This is a genomic window from Staphylococcus condimenti (genome assembly GCF_001618885.1).
GTDB lineage: Bacteria > Bacillota > Bacilli > Staphylococcales > Staphylococcaceae > Staphylococcus > Staphylococcus condimenti.
Window position 1 is genome coordinate 1,798,601 of sequence record NZ_CP015114.1, and the last position, 17,537, is coordinate 1,816,137.

General features: G+C 35.8%; 13 protein-coding genes and 1 pseudogene. 6 read left to right on the forward strand and 8 right to left on the reverse strand.

Going from position 1 to position 17,537, the window contains the following annotated elements:
- Positions 1-138 precede the first annotated feature (138 nt).
- Positions 139-894, forward strand: coding sequence for an HAD-IIB family hydrolase (locus A4G25_RS08855; RefSeq protein WP_047133074.1), 756 nt, complete (start codon positions 139-141; stop codon positions 892-894).
- Positions 895-1,610: 716 nt separating this feature from the next.
- Positions 1,611-3,158 carry a sodium/proline symporter PutP gene (gene putP, locus A4G25_RS08860; RefSeq protein ID WP_047133075.1) on the forward strand — a complete coding sequence of 516 codons (1,548 nt, stop codon included), beginning with the start codon at positions 1,611-1,613 and terminating at the stop codon, positions 3,156-3,158.
- 180 nt (positions 3,159-3,338) lie between these two features.
- Here the strand turns inward: putP and mbcS are convergent, their stop codons facing one another.
- Both mbcS and nhaC read right to left on the reverse strand, forming a co-directional pair.
- Positions 3,339-4,928, reverse strand: a complete 1,590-nt coding sequence (gene mbcS, locus A4G25_RS08865; RefSeq protein WP_047133076.1) for an acyl-CoA synthetase MbcS — start codon at positions 4,926-4,928, stop codon at positions 3,339-3,341.
- A 379-nt stretch (positions 4,929-5,307) separates the two neighbouring features.
- Complete coding sequence (gene nhaC, locus A4G25_RS08870; RefSeq protein WP_047133077.1) at positions 5,308-6,801, reverse strand: Na+/H+ antiporter NhaC; 1,494 nt, start codon at positions 6,799-6,801, stop codon at positions 5,308-5,310.
- A 417-nt stretch (positions 6,802-7,218) separates the two neighbouring features.
- On the opposite strand from nhaC, the gene A4G25_RS08875 reads away from it, so the two are divergent.
- Positions 7,219-8,085, forward strand: coding sequence for a PPK2 family polyphosphate kinase (locus A4G25_RS08875; RefSeq protein WP_232011941.1), 867 nt, complete (start codon positions 7,219-7,221; stop codon positions 8,083-8,085).
- A gap of 78 nt (positions 8,086-8,163) precedes the next feature.
- Here the strand turns inward: A4G25_RS08875 and A4G25_RS08880 are convergent, their stop codons facing one another.
- Both A4G25_RS08880 and A4G25_RS08885 read right to left on the reverse strand, forming a co-directional pair.
- The gene (locus tag A4G25_RS08880) at positions 8,164-8,805 is read right to left on the reverse strand and encodes a hypothetical protein (protein WP_052766790.1); all 642 of its coding nucleotides are present in this window, start codon (positions 8,803-8,805) and stop codon (positions 8,164-8,166) included.
- 363 nt (positions 8,806-9,168) lie between these two features.
- Positions 9,169-9,426 (reverse strand): hypothetical protein, encoded by a 258-nt coding sequence (locus A4G25_RS08885; protein ID WP_047133078.1) that lies wholly within the window; start codon positions 9,424-9,426, stop codon positions 9,169-9,171.
- 275 nt (positions 9,427-9,701) lie between these two features.
- Between A4G25_RS08885 and A4G25_RS08890 the strand changes: the two genes are divergently transcribed.
- Both A4G25_RS08890 and A4G25_RS08895 read left to right on the forward strand, forming a co-directional pair.
- On the forward strand, positions 9,702-10,721 hold the full coding sequence (locus tag A4G25_RS08890) for an amidohydrolase family protein (RefSeq protein WP_047133079.1): 1,020 nt from the start codon (positions 9,702-9,704) through the stop codon (positions 10,719-10,721).
- A gap of 136 nt (positions 10,722-10,857) precedes the next feature.
- Complete coding sequence (locus tag A4G25_RS08895; RefSeq protein ID WP_047133080.1) at positions 10,858-11,697, forward strand: alpha/beta fold hydrolase; 840 nt, start codon at positions 10,858-10,860, stop codon at positions 11,695-11,697.
- A gap of 129 nt (positions 11,698-11,826) precedes the next feature.
- Here the strand turns inward: A4G25_RS08895 and A4G25_RS08900 are convergent, their stop codons facing one another.
- Complete coding sequence (locus A4G25_RS08900) at positions 11,827-12,321, reverse strand: hypothetical protein (RefSeq protein WP_047133081.1); 495 nt, start codon at positions 12,319-12,321, stop codon at positions 11,827-11,829.
- A gap of 262 nt (positions 12,322-12,583) precedes the next feature.
- On the opposite strand from A4G25_RS08900, the pseudogene A4G25_RS13260 reads away from it, so the two are divergent.
- Positions 12,584-12,697, forward strand: a pseudogene (locus tag A4G25_RS13260) (metallothiol transferase FosB); the annotation flags it as partial.
- A gap of 417 nt (positions 12,698-13,114) precedes the next feature.
- On the opposite strand, the gene A4G25_RS08905 reads toward A4G25_RS13260, so the two are convergent.
- The 3 genes from A4G25_RS08905 to argF form a co-directional block, all read right to left on the reverse strand.
- Positions 13,115-14,710, reverse strand: a complete 1,596-nt coding sequence (locus tag A4G25_RS08905; RefSeq protein ID WP_047133082.1) for a YfcC family protein — start codon at positions 14,708-14,710, stop codon at positions 13,115-13,117.
- A gap of 577 nt (positions 14,711-15,287) precedes the next feature.
- Entirely contained in the window at positions 15,288-16,220 is a 933-nt protein-coding gene (arcC, locus tag A4G25_RS08910; protein ID WP_047133083.1) for a carbamate kinase, read from the reverse strand.
- A 15-nt stretch (positions 16,221-16,235) separates the two neighbouring features.
- Positions 16,236-17,240, reverse strand: a complete 1,005-nt coding sequence (gene argF, locus A4G25_RS08915) for an ornithine carbamoyltransferase (protein WP_063164635.1) — start codon at positions 17,238-17,240, stop codon at positions 16,236-16,238.
- Between the last annotated feature and the right edge of the window lie 297 nt (positions 17,241-17,537).

Sequence of the window (17,537 nt, forward strand, 5' to 3'; positions counted from 1 at the left end):
ATAGGGAAAGTAAGTTATCAACGCATAAGCAAAGGGGCGATTCACACTGCGGTTTGTCTGAAGGCAGACAATCGGATGTCTAAAATAATCAATATGATAGACTTATAATAAGATTTTAGTAGAGAGGGAGATCTATATATGAATATTGTGTTTGATGTGGATGGAACGATTTGTTTTAACGGTCAATACATAGAAGACGAGTTATCTAATCAAATAACAGCATTACAACAGAAGCATAATATTATTTTTGCTTCTGCCAGACCTATTCGAGATTTGATTCCTGTTGTTAAAAATTTTAACAGTCAGCTGCTTATTGGGGGTAATGGTTCTATTGTGCAAAACGACGATGAAATTGAAGTTGTTCAATCAATTGATGCAGCAAGTTTTGAAATTATAAAAGATTTGGTTCATCGATATCATTTAAAGTATATCGTTGATGATGATTTTAATTATGCTTCTAATTTGTCGAGTGATTATAAAATATATAAGCAATTGGATCCAGATCATCTTGCAAAAAATATTGAATTAGAAGATATTAGTACGCCGATTAAAATAATATTGGTAGACATACCTTCAAATAATTATCCATCGTTGAAAAAACATATTGAAAAGCTGTCTGATCAGCTCTCTATAAACTTTCATGATAATGAGCGGAACATAGATATTACAGCTGAAAATATAAATAAATATACAACTTTGATTAAATATCTTCAAAATGAAGAGTATATCGCATTTGGTAACGATGTAAATGATATTCAATTATTAAATCATGCAGTAAAAGCATATTTTGTAGGTACTAAAGATAATCAAATTGCCTTGAATTTACAACATTTAAACCTGATAGAAGCCGATACACAACTGATTACACAAAATATCGGTAAATTATTAAATTGACCATCTATGGAGTGATGGTCTTTTTTATTGAAGTTCAAAATTGACTGCTTTTTACTGAAATTCCCCCTTGAAATCGGTATCAATGGAAAATTTTTTTGAAAAATTTTTCTAAAACGCTGTAACCACTGATGCTTTAGTCACGAACGCACTTAAATTTTTCAGAAAAATGGGGCAAATCGGTGTAATTTCATCATGTGCAATTTGATAAAAAAATTGGTTATGTTAAGCTAAATAACGTCTTTGCTAAAAAGTTAATAATTATTTGTTGCAGGAAATGAAGGATTTAAAAATAATATTTTGATTAATCATAAAATTCTGAATCGTAATTAATGATACTCATAACCATTGATTGAATATGTAGAATCACAGCAAAAGATAGAACTGAATGTTACATAAACAAAGGGTTTGAATTTTTCACATGATAAATGCTGTATTACATAATTTATATCGATTCAAACATTCAACTAGGGGTAGAAAGATTTTGCAATATTAGCGTTGAATGCATAAGTGAAAAAACAAAATATCATAGCGTAGAATTTTATGAACCGTGGGGACAGTTTATATAATTCGTGCCATCACATTTGTGATAATGAAAGAATAAATAGGGGATTTTTGAAACAGTTATCATCTTTCGGCGCGCACCTTCAGCTCCTTGCAATGCCTAAGAACGATCCGTACATTTTATAACAATAATTTGAGAGGATGTTATTTTAGACATGTTTACTTTAGGAGCAACTTTATCTCAGCAGGTAAATCCTGACTGGAGAACTTACATTATGATTGGCGCTTATTTCTTGATTTTGCTTGTCATCGGCTGGTACGGCTATAAAAAAGCTACAGGAAATGTTAGTGAGTATATGTTAGGCGGCCGTAGTATCGGACCATATGTTACAGCACTATCAGCTGGAGCATCCGACATGAGTGGTTGGATGATTATGGGATTACCAGGGGAAGTGTATACAACTGGACTTTCAGCTGCTTGGCTCGCAATCGGTTTAACACTCGGTGCATATATCAACTATATCGTTGTCGCACCAAGATTACGTGTATACACTGAGCAAGCTGGAGATGCGATTACACTTCCAGATTTTTTCAGAAACCGTTTAGCAGATCATTCAAATTTGATTAAGATTATTTCCGGGGGAATAATCGTTGTATTCTTTACACTATATACACACGCTGGTATGGTATCTGGCGGTAAACTTTTCAATAGTGCGTTTGGTTTGGACTATCACTGGGGTCTGATTTTGATTTCAGTAATCGTTATTGCATATACTTTCTTCGGCGGTTATCTTGCAGTATCGCTTACTGACTTTTTCCAAGGTGTTATTATGCTGATTGCCATGGTAATGGTACCTATTGTGGCACTTTTGAAATTGAACGGTTTAGATACATTTGATCAAGTGACAGACTTGAAACCAACAAACCTTGATTTATTTAAAGGAACTACAATTATCGGTATTATCTCATTCTTCGCGTGGGGATTAGGATATTTCGGTCAACCGCATATTATCGTGCGTTTTATGAGTATTAAATCAGTGAAACAATTAAGAACTGCAAGACGCTTTGGTATCGGCTGGATGGCTATCAGTTTAATCGGAGCAGTGTTTGTAGGATTAATCGGTATCGCATTTGTACAAGACAAAGGTGTAGAACTGAAAGACCCAGAAACATTATTTATTTTAATGGGTCAAATACTATTCCACCCGCTTGTCGGTGGATTCTTGCTTGCAGCTATTTTAGCAGCGATTATGAGTACGATTTCTTCTCAATTGCTTGTGACATCAAGTTCTTTAACAGAAGACTTTTATAAATTGATTCGTGGTGAAGATGCTGCGAAGAAACGCGAGAAAGAGTTCTTGCTAGTAGGACGTTTATCAGTATTAGTTGTAGCGTGTATTTCAATCGCTATTGCATGGACACCAAACGATACAATCTTAAATTTAGTAGGTAATGCATGGGCAGGATTTGGTGCTGCATTCGGTCCGCTTGTTGTATTGTCACTTTACTGGAAAGGTTTAAGTCGTACAGGGGCTATCAGTGGTATGCTTGCTGGCGCAGTAGTTGTCATCTTATGGATTGTATTTGCGAAACCACTTGGTGAAACTAATGATTTCTTTAATTTATATGAAATTATCCCAGGTATTATCGCAAGTGTGATTGTGACAATTGTTGTAAGTAAAATGACTAAAAAACCAGATATTGATGTTGATAAAGATATGGAAAAAGTAAAAGAAACAATTAATACAGAAATGCATTCATAATAAATAACCCAGTTCATGATGATGAAAAACTCGACATTCATGAACTGGGTATTTTTGTGTCTGTTATTAAAACTATTTGGTTTATAACTCTATAGGGAAATAAAATAAAAGGGAAGTCCTGACATAATGCGGCAGGTCTTCCCTTTTACGATATAAAGTGATGTATTTAATGATTAGTTGTTATTCTTTTTTACGATTATATTTTTCAATCTCTGCTTCACGCAATTCTACACGACGGATTTTTCCTGAATTTGTTTTAGGCAATTCTTCAACAAATTCAATTGCACGTGGATATTTATAAGGTGCAACATCGTATTTTACAAAGTTTTGAAGTTCACGAACTAGTTCATCGCTTTCTTCATAATTGTCTTGTAATATAACAAAAGCTTTAACGATGTTACCGCGTAGTTCGTGAGGACTAGCGACAACTGCCGTTTCTTTTACAGCAGGGTGTTTTGTTAAAGAGTCTTCGACTTCAAATGGTCCAATTGTGTAACCAGAGCTGATAATAATATCGTCTGCACGACCTTCAAACCAGAAATAGCCGTCTTCATCAACTTTTGCACGGTCGCCTGTTAAGAAATAATCACCTGCGACACGCTCTTGTGTGCGTTCTGGGTCTTTGAAATAACCTTTGAATAATGCAGGTAAATCAACAGGTACCGCAATATTGCCTACAACACCCGGCTCCACAGGTTGACCTTCATCGTCCACAATTAAGACATCGCTTCCAGGAATGGCTTTACCCATTGAACCAGGACGTCCAGGTACATCTTTTAATAAGCCGATTAACAATGTGCTTTCAGTTTGTCCATATCCATCACGTACTGTGATATCGAATGTATCTTGGAATTTTTCTACTACTTCTTGGTTAAGCGGTTCACCAGCAGATACAGCATCATGTAAATGAGATAAATCAAATTGATCTAAATTCTGTAATTTTGCCATGATACGATATTCAGTAGGCGTACAGCATAAAACATTAATTTGATAGTCTTGAAGCAACTCAAGATATTTTGTACCATCAAAACGGCCGTTATAAACGAATGCAGTGGCACCAGAAGTCATAGTAGACAAGAAAGGACTCCAAACCCATTTTTGCCAACCAGGCGCAGCTGTAGCCCATACAATGTCATCTTCATGAATATTCAACCAATGTTTCGGCGCCATTTGCATATGTGCGTATCCCCAGCCATGCGTATGTACTACTGCTTTAGGGTTACCTGTTGTTCCAGATGTATAAGGTAAGAACGCCACATCATCACGATCAGTGTCAATAATCTCAAGTTCATCACTTTGATTTTGTACATCTGTATCGACATCTACCCAGCCATCTTTTTTGCCGCCGATAATAAATTTTGTTAAGTCATCATATTCGTTTACACCTTCGAATTCATCTGCACCAGAAGCGATAGATAATACAGCATCAACTTCACCATGCGTGATTCGATATTGCAAGTCTTTTGTACGCAGCATTTCAGAAGCTGGAATCAACGATACACCTAACTTCAATGCCGCAATATAGACTTCATATGTTTCAATACTGCGTTCCATTTTGATAAGTAGCGTGTCCCCTTTTTTCAAACCGTGCTTTTTGAATAAATTCCCCATACGGTTTGATTTGCGGATTAAGTCTGCATACGTTACTTTTGTTTCGTCACCCGCATCATCTTCAAATATGATTGCAACCTTAGATTCATCTTTTGCATATTTTTCAATTTCAGATACAATATTGAAATTACGAGGTGCGACTAAATCTGGTTTGTTCATCTTACAAATCCTCCTATCTAAAACGCAAATTTCTATTTAACAGAAAAGTATACTTCTTCATTCTATCAATGTTAAAACAAGATTATAAGCAAAGACCCTCTGTGCATCTATGGAAAACGTTTTCTTATACATTTTGCCATTAAAAAGTAGGGGAACAGGATTGTAACAGAAATTCTTATCATTCAATAAAGTATTAGTTATTCGTATTGAAACTTTGTGTTGAATAGCTAACACACCTATAAATGAATTGGATTTCCTTCTAAATAAAGAAGAGCCTTCACACTTTCAATGAGTGCAAAGAGCTCTAGATAGCTAAAAATCATAAACTGATCTTCAAAACGTTACTAACGCATATAAAATAATGTATTCATCGAGCAGTTTAAGCTAAGTCTGCATCCTTAGGTAACGGCGCCTTTTTTCTAACATCAGCACCTTCAGTGTCTTCTTTCGGCAGCTTAATAATTTTGAAGCCTGTATATGCGAAGATGATTGAAATGATTGGTACTAAGAAGTTCAATATCGCAAACGGCGCATATTCAAAGACAGTCACTCCTAATGTTGATGCGATAAACACACCGCAAGTATTCCATGGAACGAAGACAGAAGTCAGTGTACCGCCGTCTTCTAATGCACGAGACAAGTTTTTAGCATGTAAACCTTTATCTTTGAAAGCTTGTGCATACATACGGCCTGGTACGATGATAGAGATGTATTGTTCTGAACAAGTAAAGTTTGTACCGATACAAGATACGATAACAGAAGCAATCAATGAACCTGTATTTTTTGCGAATTTCAAGATTACATTGATTAATGCTGATAACATACCTGAATATTCAAGTACACCACCGAATGTCATTGCGACAAGTGTTAAAGATATCGTATAGAACATAGATTCCAAACCACCGCGGTTAAATAATTCATCTACCATTTTATTACCAGAATCCATTGTATAACCTGTTTGCAATGCAGTGAGTGCTTCAGTTAATGAGCCGCCTTGTACGAAGATTTGCGCAAAGAAACCTAAAACAATTCCAACACAAATTGCTGGAATAGCAGGTACTTTAAAGACAACTAATACAATGACTGCAAGCGGAATTAAAAGTAACCAAGGTGAAATTACAAAGTTGTCTTGCATTGTATTCAAAATTTTCTCAATATTCTTAGCGTCAAAATGTTTATTACCGAAGCGCTGCCCTAAGAAGAAGAAAGTAATTAATGTAATAACGAGTGCTGGAATCGTTGTATACATCATATGTTTAATGTGATCGAATAAATCGACATTAGTTAAACCAGAAGCTAAGTTTGTAGTATCAGATAAAGGACTCATTTTATCACCGAAGTAAGATCCGCAGATAACAGCACCTGCAACCATACCAGGAGAGATACCCATACTGATACCAATACCCATTGAAGCAACCCCCACAGTTGCCATAGTGGACCAAGAACTACCGATTGCTAACGCAACGATACTACATAATATAACGACCACAGCTAAGAAATAGCCAGGATCAATTAATTGCAGTCCATAATAAATCATTGTCGCAACGACACCGCTGCCAATCCAAGAACCGATAATCAAACCAACTAAGATGATAATGACAATTGCCGGTAAAGCGTGTCTAATCCCTTTATACATCATCTCTTCAACTTCATCGAACTTGTAACCATGCAGCATCGTAACTCCGATTGCTACAGCTGTACCGATCATTAACGGAATATGCGGTTCTTTTTTCAATACCGCCACCGTAAATAACATTGCTGCAATCATAATACCGAGTGTTAATATCGATGCGCCTACCCCTAATGGCTTTCGTTCCTTTTCAACAGTTTCCTCATTTTCTACATTTGCATTCTTCTCTTTCTTACTTTGCATAACATAAACCACACCCCTTATGTTTGTTTAGTGTAATCATACATAAATAAGAAACCGCTTTCAACACTTTCCTTATCGGATTTTTCGCACCGTACTACTCGGGTTTGTGTTTTCTGAAAGAACAATGTCATTTCTGAAAAGGCTACAAACGCCGTTATATCAAGTCTTTTGATTATTCTGAAAAATTAAATTTAAATCTATTTTGACACCTTTTTCACCTTCGAAAAAAATTTTAAAAATTTTTAAGCAGAGTAAAATATGAGCGAGATTGCACACAATTTCACTTTAGTGTGTTATCAGGATAAGTTGCAAAAGGGTTTAACAGTTTAACGAAGTTAAATATGCATGTTTAAATTGTTTACCAAGTGGAAGGTATTCATCAAATAACAATCTCAATTTAAGAGAGGAAGATTCAACGTGGATATAAACATAAATGATTATAAAGTACCAGTACAAAAAGAATTTAAATTTAAAGATTATCCTCATCGTGTAGAGACACAAGAAAATGAAGAAGAGATTCGTAATGATGTTATTCCAGAATTAGTAGACTTGCTTCAAGATTTGCATTTACGATTGTTTGCAGAAGAGAAGGACGGAATTATGGTAGTGCTGCAAGCAATGGATGCAGCTGGGAAAGATGAAGCAATCAGCTATATTTTTTCAAATTTAAATGCGCAAGGACTCAAAACCACTTCGTTTGGACAACCGAGTGAAGAAGAAGAAAAACATGATTACTTATGGCGTCTGCATCGAGGTAAACCGCAACGTGGAGAAATATCATTATTAAATCGTTCTTATTATGAAGATGTTATTGTGACACGTGTACATGACTTATTAGGAAAAGAACATAAAGATCAAATTCAAAATGATGCAGATTTATGGAAATTACGTTATCGCCAAATTAATGATCATGAACGTTATTTAGAAGAAAATGGATTCCACGTTATCAAATTTTTCTTTAATATGTTTAAAGAAGAACAACGTGACAGATTGCTTGAACGTATGAAAGATCCGAAGAAAAACTGGGAATTTTCATTTAATGATGTGAAAGAACGTCAATATTGGGATGATTATCAAGATATCTTTGCGGATATGATTAATGAAACTTCAACATCATGGGCACCTTGGTATGTATTGCCAGCTGATAACCCTTGGTATGCACGTGCGGTAATTACAAAAGTGATGATTGAAACGTTAGAAAAAATTAATCCACAGTTTCCAGAGTTTACAAAAGAGGAAAAAGAAGAGTTGGATAAATATATCCAACAATTAGAGAATGAATAGGACTCGTTCTTGAATGTATTATTAAATTAGAAAAGACCCCGCTGACACATTGGAGCGGGGTCTTACATATTGTATTTGTTATGCTTCGTCTAAAATAGCACTAATCCAGTGGCCAAATTCACATGCTAAATGCCATTGGTGAGCTTTCACCATAGAATCTGGTACCATACTCGGAAATTCAACTAAGGCTTTGAAACGGAATCCGTCATTTTCTTTTTTAACTTGGTGGCGCATACCACCGATGATGTTGCCGTTTTTATCTTTCGCAGCACCTGCTAATTCAACAGGGTAATCTGTAGATTTGCGAGATTGTAATCCTGTTGTATCACCATAGTGTGCGTAGAAATGTGTTGGAAGTGGAGAGCCGCCAGTTGTTTCTAATACCTCTTGAATAGTAGGTGTTAATCCAAGCAAGACATAATGGTCCGGATTCGCACCGATATTTATTTTATCATGAGCATCGCTTTGTTCCATCATGACTTCAGTAATACGGTCCATGACTTCTTCAGGAGTCAATTTACTGTGAGGAACGTAAATTTCCGTGATACTGAATTTTCTTTTACCACGTGCAAATTTAGCCGCAAATCCAGAAACCTTATCGCCAATTTGGCATCTACGTTCTAATACGCGTCTTAAACGGTCAAATCCCAAATCCATTTTGACTTTGACTAGTTCGTCATTTAAAGCTTGAATATCTTTATTTGTAATCCATTGAGACACTTTAGGATGAATTTCTGCATCTGAATGTTTTTGGAAAAACTTAAAGTTTTTCTTTAAGCGTTTAAATTCCCAATCATTTACTTCATCGATCGTCGCTTCATGACCATTGATGGAAAAAAGTATTCTTTCGCATTAATCATAATAAGAGTCCTCCTTTTAAATATCTATGCTACTTTAGCACATTCGAACACTAAATGATATACACCCGTTAACTTAAATGAGTTTATATTTAATCATGTTGTCCGTTGTATTTAAAATTGCGGTTTCTTACTCTACATTCTAAAAAACCCTACTAGCCAATACTAGTAAGCAAATATCTTTTCAATATATTGTCTTGTTTCATTGTTCTACGTGAAACAAGCTTTATTGAATTGTTACCACAATCATCATTAAAATCCCGATGGCAGATAACATTTTATGACGCTTCCAAATTGTGACGACTATACTGCCGATTAATAATAGGCGTACACCTTTAAATAACACAATATGTTGGGCTGCTAGAACATAGTCTATACGATTTAATACTGTCAAAATAACAAGTAAGCCTGCACTGACCCAGATTAAAATATATGCAATCCTTAAATAAGCGGGTTCGTGGGCACTTCTGCTGTGTGTCTTCATCCGTTTACCTCCAGGTTGTATTAAAAATCTTTATAAAAATAATCTATATCTCTTACTCTAATATATAGAGATGTGTTCGTTATATTGTAAACGCTTACATTAAAGATATAAGATTTTTTTCGAGATTGCAATAAAAATTTTTAAATAGCTTCAACATACTTTGGTATCTATATCTTAAACAAGCGATATTGATTATGTATTTGATTGCTTCGAATATTATCTTTTTATAATGGGAAAGTAATATTGATAAGTATATGAGAGAGGATGATTTTAACATGCAAAGTATTACAACTGAAGAACATTTTATACTAACAGATGTACAAGAAGCAATAATGGAATTAAATAAACCAGATCCAGACGGCGTACCTTTAAAGACAATGCTTGCTGCATTAGAAGAAAAAACAGGATTTGCGCATGAAGATGATTTGGATGAACATAAAAAACGCATCAAATTCATGAATGATAATGACATCCGTATGCAAATCTTGTCATACGGCAATAATCCGCCTTCTAATTTAACAGGAGAGAAAGCAATCGAGTTATGCCAACTTTATAATGACGTGCTTCATGAATATGTAGAATTACGTCCGACACGTTTTCAAGGATTTGCGGTATTACCAATTAACGAGCCTGAAGCAGCTGCTGAAGAATTCCGTAGATGTATAAATGAATTAGGTATGAAAGGGGCTTTGATTGCTGGACGAGGGCATGATGGTACTTTCTTAGACCATCCACAATACGAGCCGATTTTTAAAGCAGCATCTGAATTGAATGCACCGATTTATTTACATCCAGCACCAGTAACGCCAGAAATTTATCAATCTTATTATAAGAGTCCATCTTATGATGAAGTGACTTCCTCAACTTTTGCATGTTTCGGTTATGGATGGCATACAGATGTAGGCGTGCATGCAGTTAGACTTGTACTTTCAGGATTGTTTGACCGTTATCCGAATTTAGAAATGATTATTGGTCACTGGGGCGAGTTTGTTCCGTTCTTCTTAGAACGTATGGATCAAGCTTTATTAGACAGTAAGTTAGAACATCCAATCAGTACTTACTTTGAAAAACATTTCTATATTACACCAAGCGGAATGTTTACTAAACCGCAGTTTGACATGGTACGTCATTATTTTGGTATTGATAAAATTTTATATGCAGTAGATTATCCCTACATTAAACCAGACGATGTTTCTACATTTTTAGATACATTAGGCCTAACTGAAGAAGAAAAAGAAAAGATTGCGTATAAGAACGCTGAAAAACTTTTCAATATTGATACAGAACAATCTTAAGATAATCTCATATATGAGCAATAAACAAGCAATACACTAGTTAAAGTGAGATAATACCCCACATAACAAATTGAATAAGCATTACAATTGTGACATTAGAAAAACTAACAACAAGTAAAGCGAGGAACAAAAAATCATGGAAACATTACAATTAACAGGGGCAGACGTCCGTTATCATAAAGTCGGCAAAGGACCGGTATTAATTTTAATTCCAGGTGCAAATGGTACAGGTGATATTTATATGCCGCTTGCAAAGCAACTTGCAGACCATTTTACAGTAATTGCTGTGGATCGTCGTGGATTTGGAAAAAGTACATTAACAGCGCCGTTGCCTGCAGAAGTTTCAAGTCCTGACAGTCAATACCGCGTGAAGCGCGATGCGCAAGATATTGCTGAAATTGCCGAACATGAAAGCGGCGATACACCTGTTTATGTATTAGGTTCAAGTTCAGGTTCTATCGTAGCCATGCATGTCTTAAAAGAACATCCTGAAGTTGTGAAAAAAATTGCCTTTCATGAGCCGCCGATTAATACATTCTTACCTGATGCAAAATTCTGGCAAGATAAAAATGCTGAAATTGTAGATATAGAAGAAGAAGACGGCATGCCGGCAGCAATGAAAGTGTTCTTTGATGCATTAAATGTGGCACCTATTGATCGTGAAATGATGAGCAGCTCATCTAATAATGATAATGAAGAAATTTCAGCACAACGAGTGCAAGAAATGCAGAATTGGTTTATGTATGAAATTCGTCAGTATACATCATCAGATATTGCGATAAAAGATTTAAAACCCTATGCAGATCGTATCACATTGTTAAATGGTACCGATTCACATAATTCTTTCCCTCAAGAAGTGAATGACTACCTTGCTTCAGAACTTGGTATTAACATTATCGAAATTCCAGGTGGTCATTTAGGTTATGTTCAAAAACCAGAGGGCTTTGCGAAAGTATTGCTTGAAATTTGGGGATAATAGATAGATTTTTGATATATCGTTTAAAAATATAACACTGTATAAATAAAGCGCTGCAATCTGGATAAGGATTGCAGCGTTTCATTTTAGATATAGAAAGAAGATATTATTAAGTGATTGTCCCTAATTTTAAATAGAATTTTCATCTTCTACGTAAATCGTTTCATCACCTCTTGGTAACCAAGGGCGGCCAGACATAAAACCGACATGTTCACCTTCTACATTTTTCAGTTCTTCGAAAGCTTTCTTTTGCCAATCTCGTTCGCGTTGCCGACGGAATTTTTCTTGTTCACTCATCTCAAAACGATAGAGTTCTTTAGGAATGAATTTTTTAGGTGGGCGTTTTTTAGTGCCCGTATAGTCATTTAATTCAATCGTGATTTCTCTTTTTTCATATAGTACCGAATCTTCCATGAAGATTTGGTTGATAGGAGTAGAAGGGGGAAGCGGATGATTTAATTCTTTGTACTTCGCTAAAATGAACCCTAAACAATCTTCAACTTCTAACATCTCTACTGGTGGAAGCAATTCCCTAAATTCACGAAAATCAAAGTCCACAAAGAAATATTGTCCCTCCAAATCAGGATTATACTTATAAAACACTGCTACATACGTCACTTTCATAGTTGCTATTCCTCTCTTAGGTGTGATTTGAAAATTAAATTTCTAAATACTAAAAATGAGTGGTCGAATTGAATGGTAATTTTAATCGATTCACCTACAAATTTAACAATCGTTAAATTAATATAATTATATTAATTAATTCGGTATATCGCAATTACTTTTTCTTGTTGTACGCATTAGGAAGTTTTTATCTGAATAGACAAGCATTTTGAAATCTTACGGGGTTAAAATTATGAAGGACTCTCCTAGAGATAAAAAATAAATATACTTCAAAGATCCAGATGACCATAAATTAGACCATCATACAGGAACTTTAGATGATAGATTGAGCTATTATCAAAATGATGAAAAGCATATGACTTTTTATAATAATTAAAAATTTGAACTACAATGAGAGACTAAATTAAAATTAGTCTCTCTTTTTTTATAATTGATGATTAGTTTAATTTAAATAAGGAAATCTATTACTAACAAAGAAATAAATAGAGAAAACATTTATATAAAAAAACTGCTGTTTTATAAGCTTTGTTGTTCATCGCTTATTACGCAAGTGAAGAGAGGAGTATTAAAGTATAAGAATTCATATTTAAACAAGGTGGGATAACTGATATGGTATCTATTATTAAAAATCCATTAGTACTAACGATAGTGTGTGATAGCACATTCATTACTTTTGTCGAAAAAAATAGAATAGACGACAGAATAAGAGGGCGAAAGCCCTCTTATTTAGTGAAAGAAAAACCGATTATCGCAGTTTGCATTCAACTGTAATAATCGGTTTGTTTTTATTAAATTATGAGTAAACGAGTACTTGTGTGACAAGCATTGCGCCACCGAATACGAGTACGAAGACTACAACCGGCCATACGAAACGGAACCAGTGAGAGTACTTCATGTCGAGCATTTGCAGTGTTGCCATTACCAGACCTGTTGGTGCTAAGAACAACATTGCGTATTGTCCGAATTGGTAAGCTGTAACCATAACGAATCTTGGAATACCTACTGTATCCGCAAGTGGTGCGAAGATCGGCATTGCAAGTACAGCCAAACCAGATGATGATGGTACGATAAATCCTAAGAAGAAGAAGATAAATAGGATAATAATGATAAATATCGGACCGCTCACGTTTTGTACTAATGTAGATGAGAAGTGCAAGATAGTATCTGAAATCAAACCTTCGTTCATAACTAAGTTGATACCGCGTGCTAAACCGATGATGAGTGATACACCAACTAAGCTTGATGCACCATTTACAAAGGCATCTACAGTTCCTTTTTCACCTAAACCGTTTTTACCTGTTCCTGCAATAAACATGATGATAATTGTAACTGCTAAGAACATTGAAGCCATGACTGGGAACCACCAGCCTTGAGTCATTACGCCCCATACCATTAATGGGAATGGGATAACGAATAAAATCAAGATAATTTTCTTACGCCAAGAGAAGTTATCAGCATGTGCGTCTTTACCCATAACAGACCATTGCTTTTCAAATGACTTGCGATCTTCGTAAGAATAAGATAGTTTCGGATCTTTTTTGATTCTTTGAGAGTACCAGTATAAGTAACCGATAACAAAGATTGCACCGACGATACAACCTGCTACACGCCAGTATAAACCTTCAGTAAATGTAATACCTGCTGCGTTAGAGGCAATTACTACTGAGAATGGATTGATTGTAGAGAAGGTTGTCCCTACAGAGCTGGCTAAGAATATGGCACCCACACAGACAATGGAATCATAGCCCATGGCAATGAATATCGGCACCAGTATCGGATAGAAGGCCACGGCTTCTTCCTCGATACCGCAGAGGGTACCACCTAATACCATTAAGATAGAAACCATGAAGATGAGCATGAACTCATGTCCTTTAGTTTTCTTAGTTAAAGCGAGCAATCCTGATTCGAAGGAACCACTGGCACTTACAACTCCAATCAATCCTCCGAGTACAAAGATGAAGACCATGATGTCTACTGCTTCAATTGTTCCTTCTACCATTGCATTAGTGATTTCTCCAGGTCCTGCTGGATTTTGATCTAATCGTTCATACGTATCTGGAATTGAAACCGGTTTGTTGATGGCACCGGATTTGAATTGTTCGATTTGTATTTTAACGCCCATCTTATCAAGTTCTTTTTGAGTGGCGGGCACTTTCTTGATTTCTTTATGCGGGTTCTCAATTTTTAATTGCTGAGCACCTGGTTCATAAGACAGTTTTGAATAGGCACCTGCTGGAATAATCCATGTAGCAATTACAGCAGCTACAGTTAAAATAAAGAGGATTACGAAGGCACCAGGCATTCTAAGCTTGAATTTCTTTTTTTTCTTAGGCCGTTCTGAGCTGTCATGTGCATTTGTTGCTTGTTTGCTTTGATCAGTGTTATCCATAATGGTCATCTCCTTTTTGGCAGAGCGCAATTTATTGCCGATATGTAATTTGTATTTCGGAAATAGCGCTGCAGTTAACTTGAATTCAAATGCTATCAAATACATGGAATTGTGTGTCTCGACAAGACTATGAGATGACAAGATGTAAAGTTACTCTCGTGTTCGACGCAAAATTTTTTTCAGAATGCAGTGTGTTTAAATCACAGCTGGATTCTGTCACCAGATTTGTTATAGAGCTTGAATGCAAATTATTAAAAATGAAGACCGTGCAGCACTTAAGAATAATCAACGTGCAACTCTCGAGGTAAAGCACTACGTTTCATACCAAAACCTAAGTACTAGAGCACGGCCTTATTTATAAAAAGGCCTGAACAGGATGTAACAAGGATGTATTTGTTCAATCATGTTCAGGCACTTGTTAATTAAAATGAAGTTGTGATGTGCGGATTCTAAGATGAGGCAGGTTCAAGACATTTATGATGTTTAAAGTGTTCTCAATCATCTGATTTCTGGCATTATGCGTAATAATGTTTAAACGAGTCACACTTTTAAGCTTTCCATGTCAATTCCCTATGTTTTATTTTTTAATCACAGTACCTATTTTTCCTTCTAATGCGTCATCTAACTTATCTAATGAAGTGATGATGACTTCGCCTTTAGGGTTGTTTTCGATGAATTGGATTGAAGCTTCTACTTTAGGCAACATGCTGCCTTTAGCAAATTGGCCTTCATCAATGTATTTCTTCATTTCATCGACTGTGACTTCTTTTAATTGTTCTTGATTATCTTTACCGAAGTTGATGTAGATATAATCTACTGCAGTCAAGATAATCAATTGTTCTGATTTCAATTCAGCACCAAGTAGGGCACTTGATTTGTCTTTGTCGATAACAGCGTCTACACCATGCAGATCACCTTTATCATCTTTAACGACAGGGATACCGCCGCCACCAGCTGAAATAACTAAGTTTCCAGAATTGATTAAAGTTTCGATACTTGGTAATTCAACGATTTCAATTGGTTGTGGAGAAGGTACAACACGACGATAACCGCGTCCTGAATCTTCTACGAAAGTATAATGACGTTCTTTAGCGATTGTATCTGCTAATTCTTTGTCATAGAACATACCAATTGGTTTTGTTGGATTAGAGAATGCTTCGTCATCTCTGTCTACAACTGTTTGTGTAACTAATGTTACAACTGGTTTTTCAATACCAAGGTTATGCAATTCGTTTTGCAAACTTTGTTGTAGTTGATAACCGATATAAGCTTGGCTCATTGCGCCACATTCTGGGAATGGGAATGGCGGGCCTTGTTCGTGTTCAGCAGCGTAGTTCAATCCTAAGTTGATACTGCCGACTTGCGGACCGTTACCGTGACTGATGACTACTTCGTTTCCTTTTTGAACTAATGCGATTAATGATTTTGCTGTATTTTCAACAAGTTTCAATTGTTCTTCTGGGGAATTACCTAATGCGTTGCCGCCTAATGCTACTACGATTTTAGCCATTCTATTTGTCCTCCCTTATCCAATATCGCCTAAAGTAGCGACCATTACTGCTTTGATAGTGTGCATACGGTTTTCAGCTTCTTGGAATACAACAGAATGTTTGCCTTCGAAGACTTCGTCTGTAACTTCCATTTCTTTCAAGCCGTATTTGTCATAAATTTCTTTGCCGATTTTAGTGTCAGTGTTGTGGAATGATGGCAAGCAGTGTTCGAAGATAACACGTGGATTGCCTGTTTTTTCAATCATTTCTTGGTTGACTTGGTAAGGTTTCAATAATTTGATACGTTCTTCCCAAACTTCGTCAGGTTCGCCCATAGATACCCAAACGTCTGTGTAAAGTACGTCAGATCCTTTAACACCTTTGTCGATATCATCAGTTACCAAGATTTCGCCGCCGTTTTCTTTAGCTAATTCTTTACAGCGGTTCAATAATTCATCAGTCGGGTTCAATTCTTTCGGACATACTAAGTGGAAGCGCATACCCATAATTGCAGCACCTGCCATCAATGCGTTCGCAACGTTGTTGCGTCCGTCTCCGACATATGTGAAGTTGATTTCGTGATAAGGTTTTTTCAATGTTTCTTTAGCAGTCAAGAAGTCAGCCAATACTTGAGTCGGGTGATCTTCGTCTGTTAAACCGTTCCATACCGGAACGCCTGATTCTTTAGCCAATGTTTCAACAGTACGTTGAGAGAATCCGCGGTATTCGATACCGTCATACATGCCGCCTAAAACGCGTGCTGTATCTGCTGCTGTTTCTTTTTTACCCATTTGGCTGCCTGTAGGTCCAAGGTAAGTAACGTGAGCGCCTTGGTCGTAAGCTGCAACTTCAAATGCGCAACGAGTACGAGTTGAGTCTTTTTCAAAAATTAATGCAATGTTTTTTCCTTTCATCGTCTGCTGCTCAATACCTGCGTATTTCGCTCTTTTCAAATCTTCTGAAAGATTAAGTAAAAATTCAACTTCTTTCTGTGAAAAATCTAATAATGTTAGGAAATTTCTGTTTCTTAAGTTTTGCATTATACATACAACTCCTCTTTGTGATTGATTTCACATTTATTGTAAACGCTTTCTATTGGTTTCGTCAACAACTTTTATAATAATTTATTTGCTTTTTTCAATAAAATTGACGATATAGTTACAAAGTTTATTCGGTTGTTTACAAATGAAAATATTTAGTTTATGGGGAAATTTTTATCTTTTAAAATGCACCGTTATAATTATTTCCTTTTTAAAAAAGAATAATCACGAAAATTATGAAAACTTTGTGATGACTCATTATTGTTTGAAATATGAATGCTTGCACATTGAATTATA

Excerpts from the sequence above, each read along its gene's own strand:
- A4G25_RS08855 (WP_047133074.1), top strand. The coding sequence starts at position 139 with ATGAATATTGTGTTTGATGTGGATGGAACGATTTGTTTTAACGGTCAA.
- putP (WP_047133075.1), top strand. The coding sequence starts at position 1,611 with ATGTTTACTTTAGGAGCAACTTTATCTCAGCAGGTAAATCCTGACTGG.
- mbcS (WP_047133076.1), bottom strand. The coding sequence starts at position 4,928 with ATGAACAAACCAGATTTAGTCGCACCTCGTAATTTCAATATTGTATCT.
- nhaC (WP_047133077.1), bottom strand. The coding sequence starts at position 6,801 with ATGCAAAGTAAGAAAGAGAAGAATGCAAATGTAGAAAATGAGGAAACT.
- A4G25_RS08885 (WP_047133078.1), bottom strand. The coding sequence starts at position 9,426 with ATGAAGACACACAGCAGAAGTGCCCACGAACCCGCTTATTTAAGGATT.
- A4G25_RS08890 (WP_047133079.1), top strand. The coding sequence starts at position 9,702 with ATGCAAAGTATTACAACTGAAGAACATTTTATACTAACAGATGTACAA.
- A4G25_RS08895 (WP_047133080.1), top strand. The coding sequence starts at position 10,858 with ATGGAAACATTACAATTAACAGGGGCAGACGTCCGTTATCATAAAGTC.
- A4G25_RS08900 (WP_047133081.1), bottom strand. The coding sequence starts at position 12,321 with ATGAAAGTGACGTATGTAGCAGTGTTTTATAAGTATAATCCTGATTTG.
- A4G25_RS08905 (WP_047133082.1), bottom strand. The coding sequence starts at position 14,710 with ATGGATAACACTGATCAAAGCAAACAAGCAACAAATGCACATGACAGC.
- arcC (WP_047133083.1), bottom strand. The coding sequence starts at position 16,220 with ATGGCTAAAATCGTAGTAGCATTAGGCGGCAACGCATTAGGTAATTCC.
- argF (WP_063164635.1), bottom strand. The coding sequence starts at position 17,240 with ATGCAAAACTTAAGAAACAGAAATTTCCTAACATTATTAGATTTTTCA.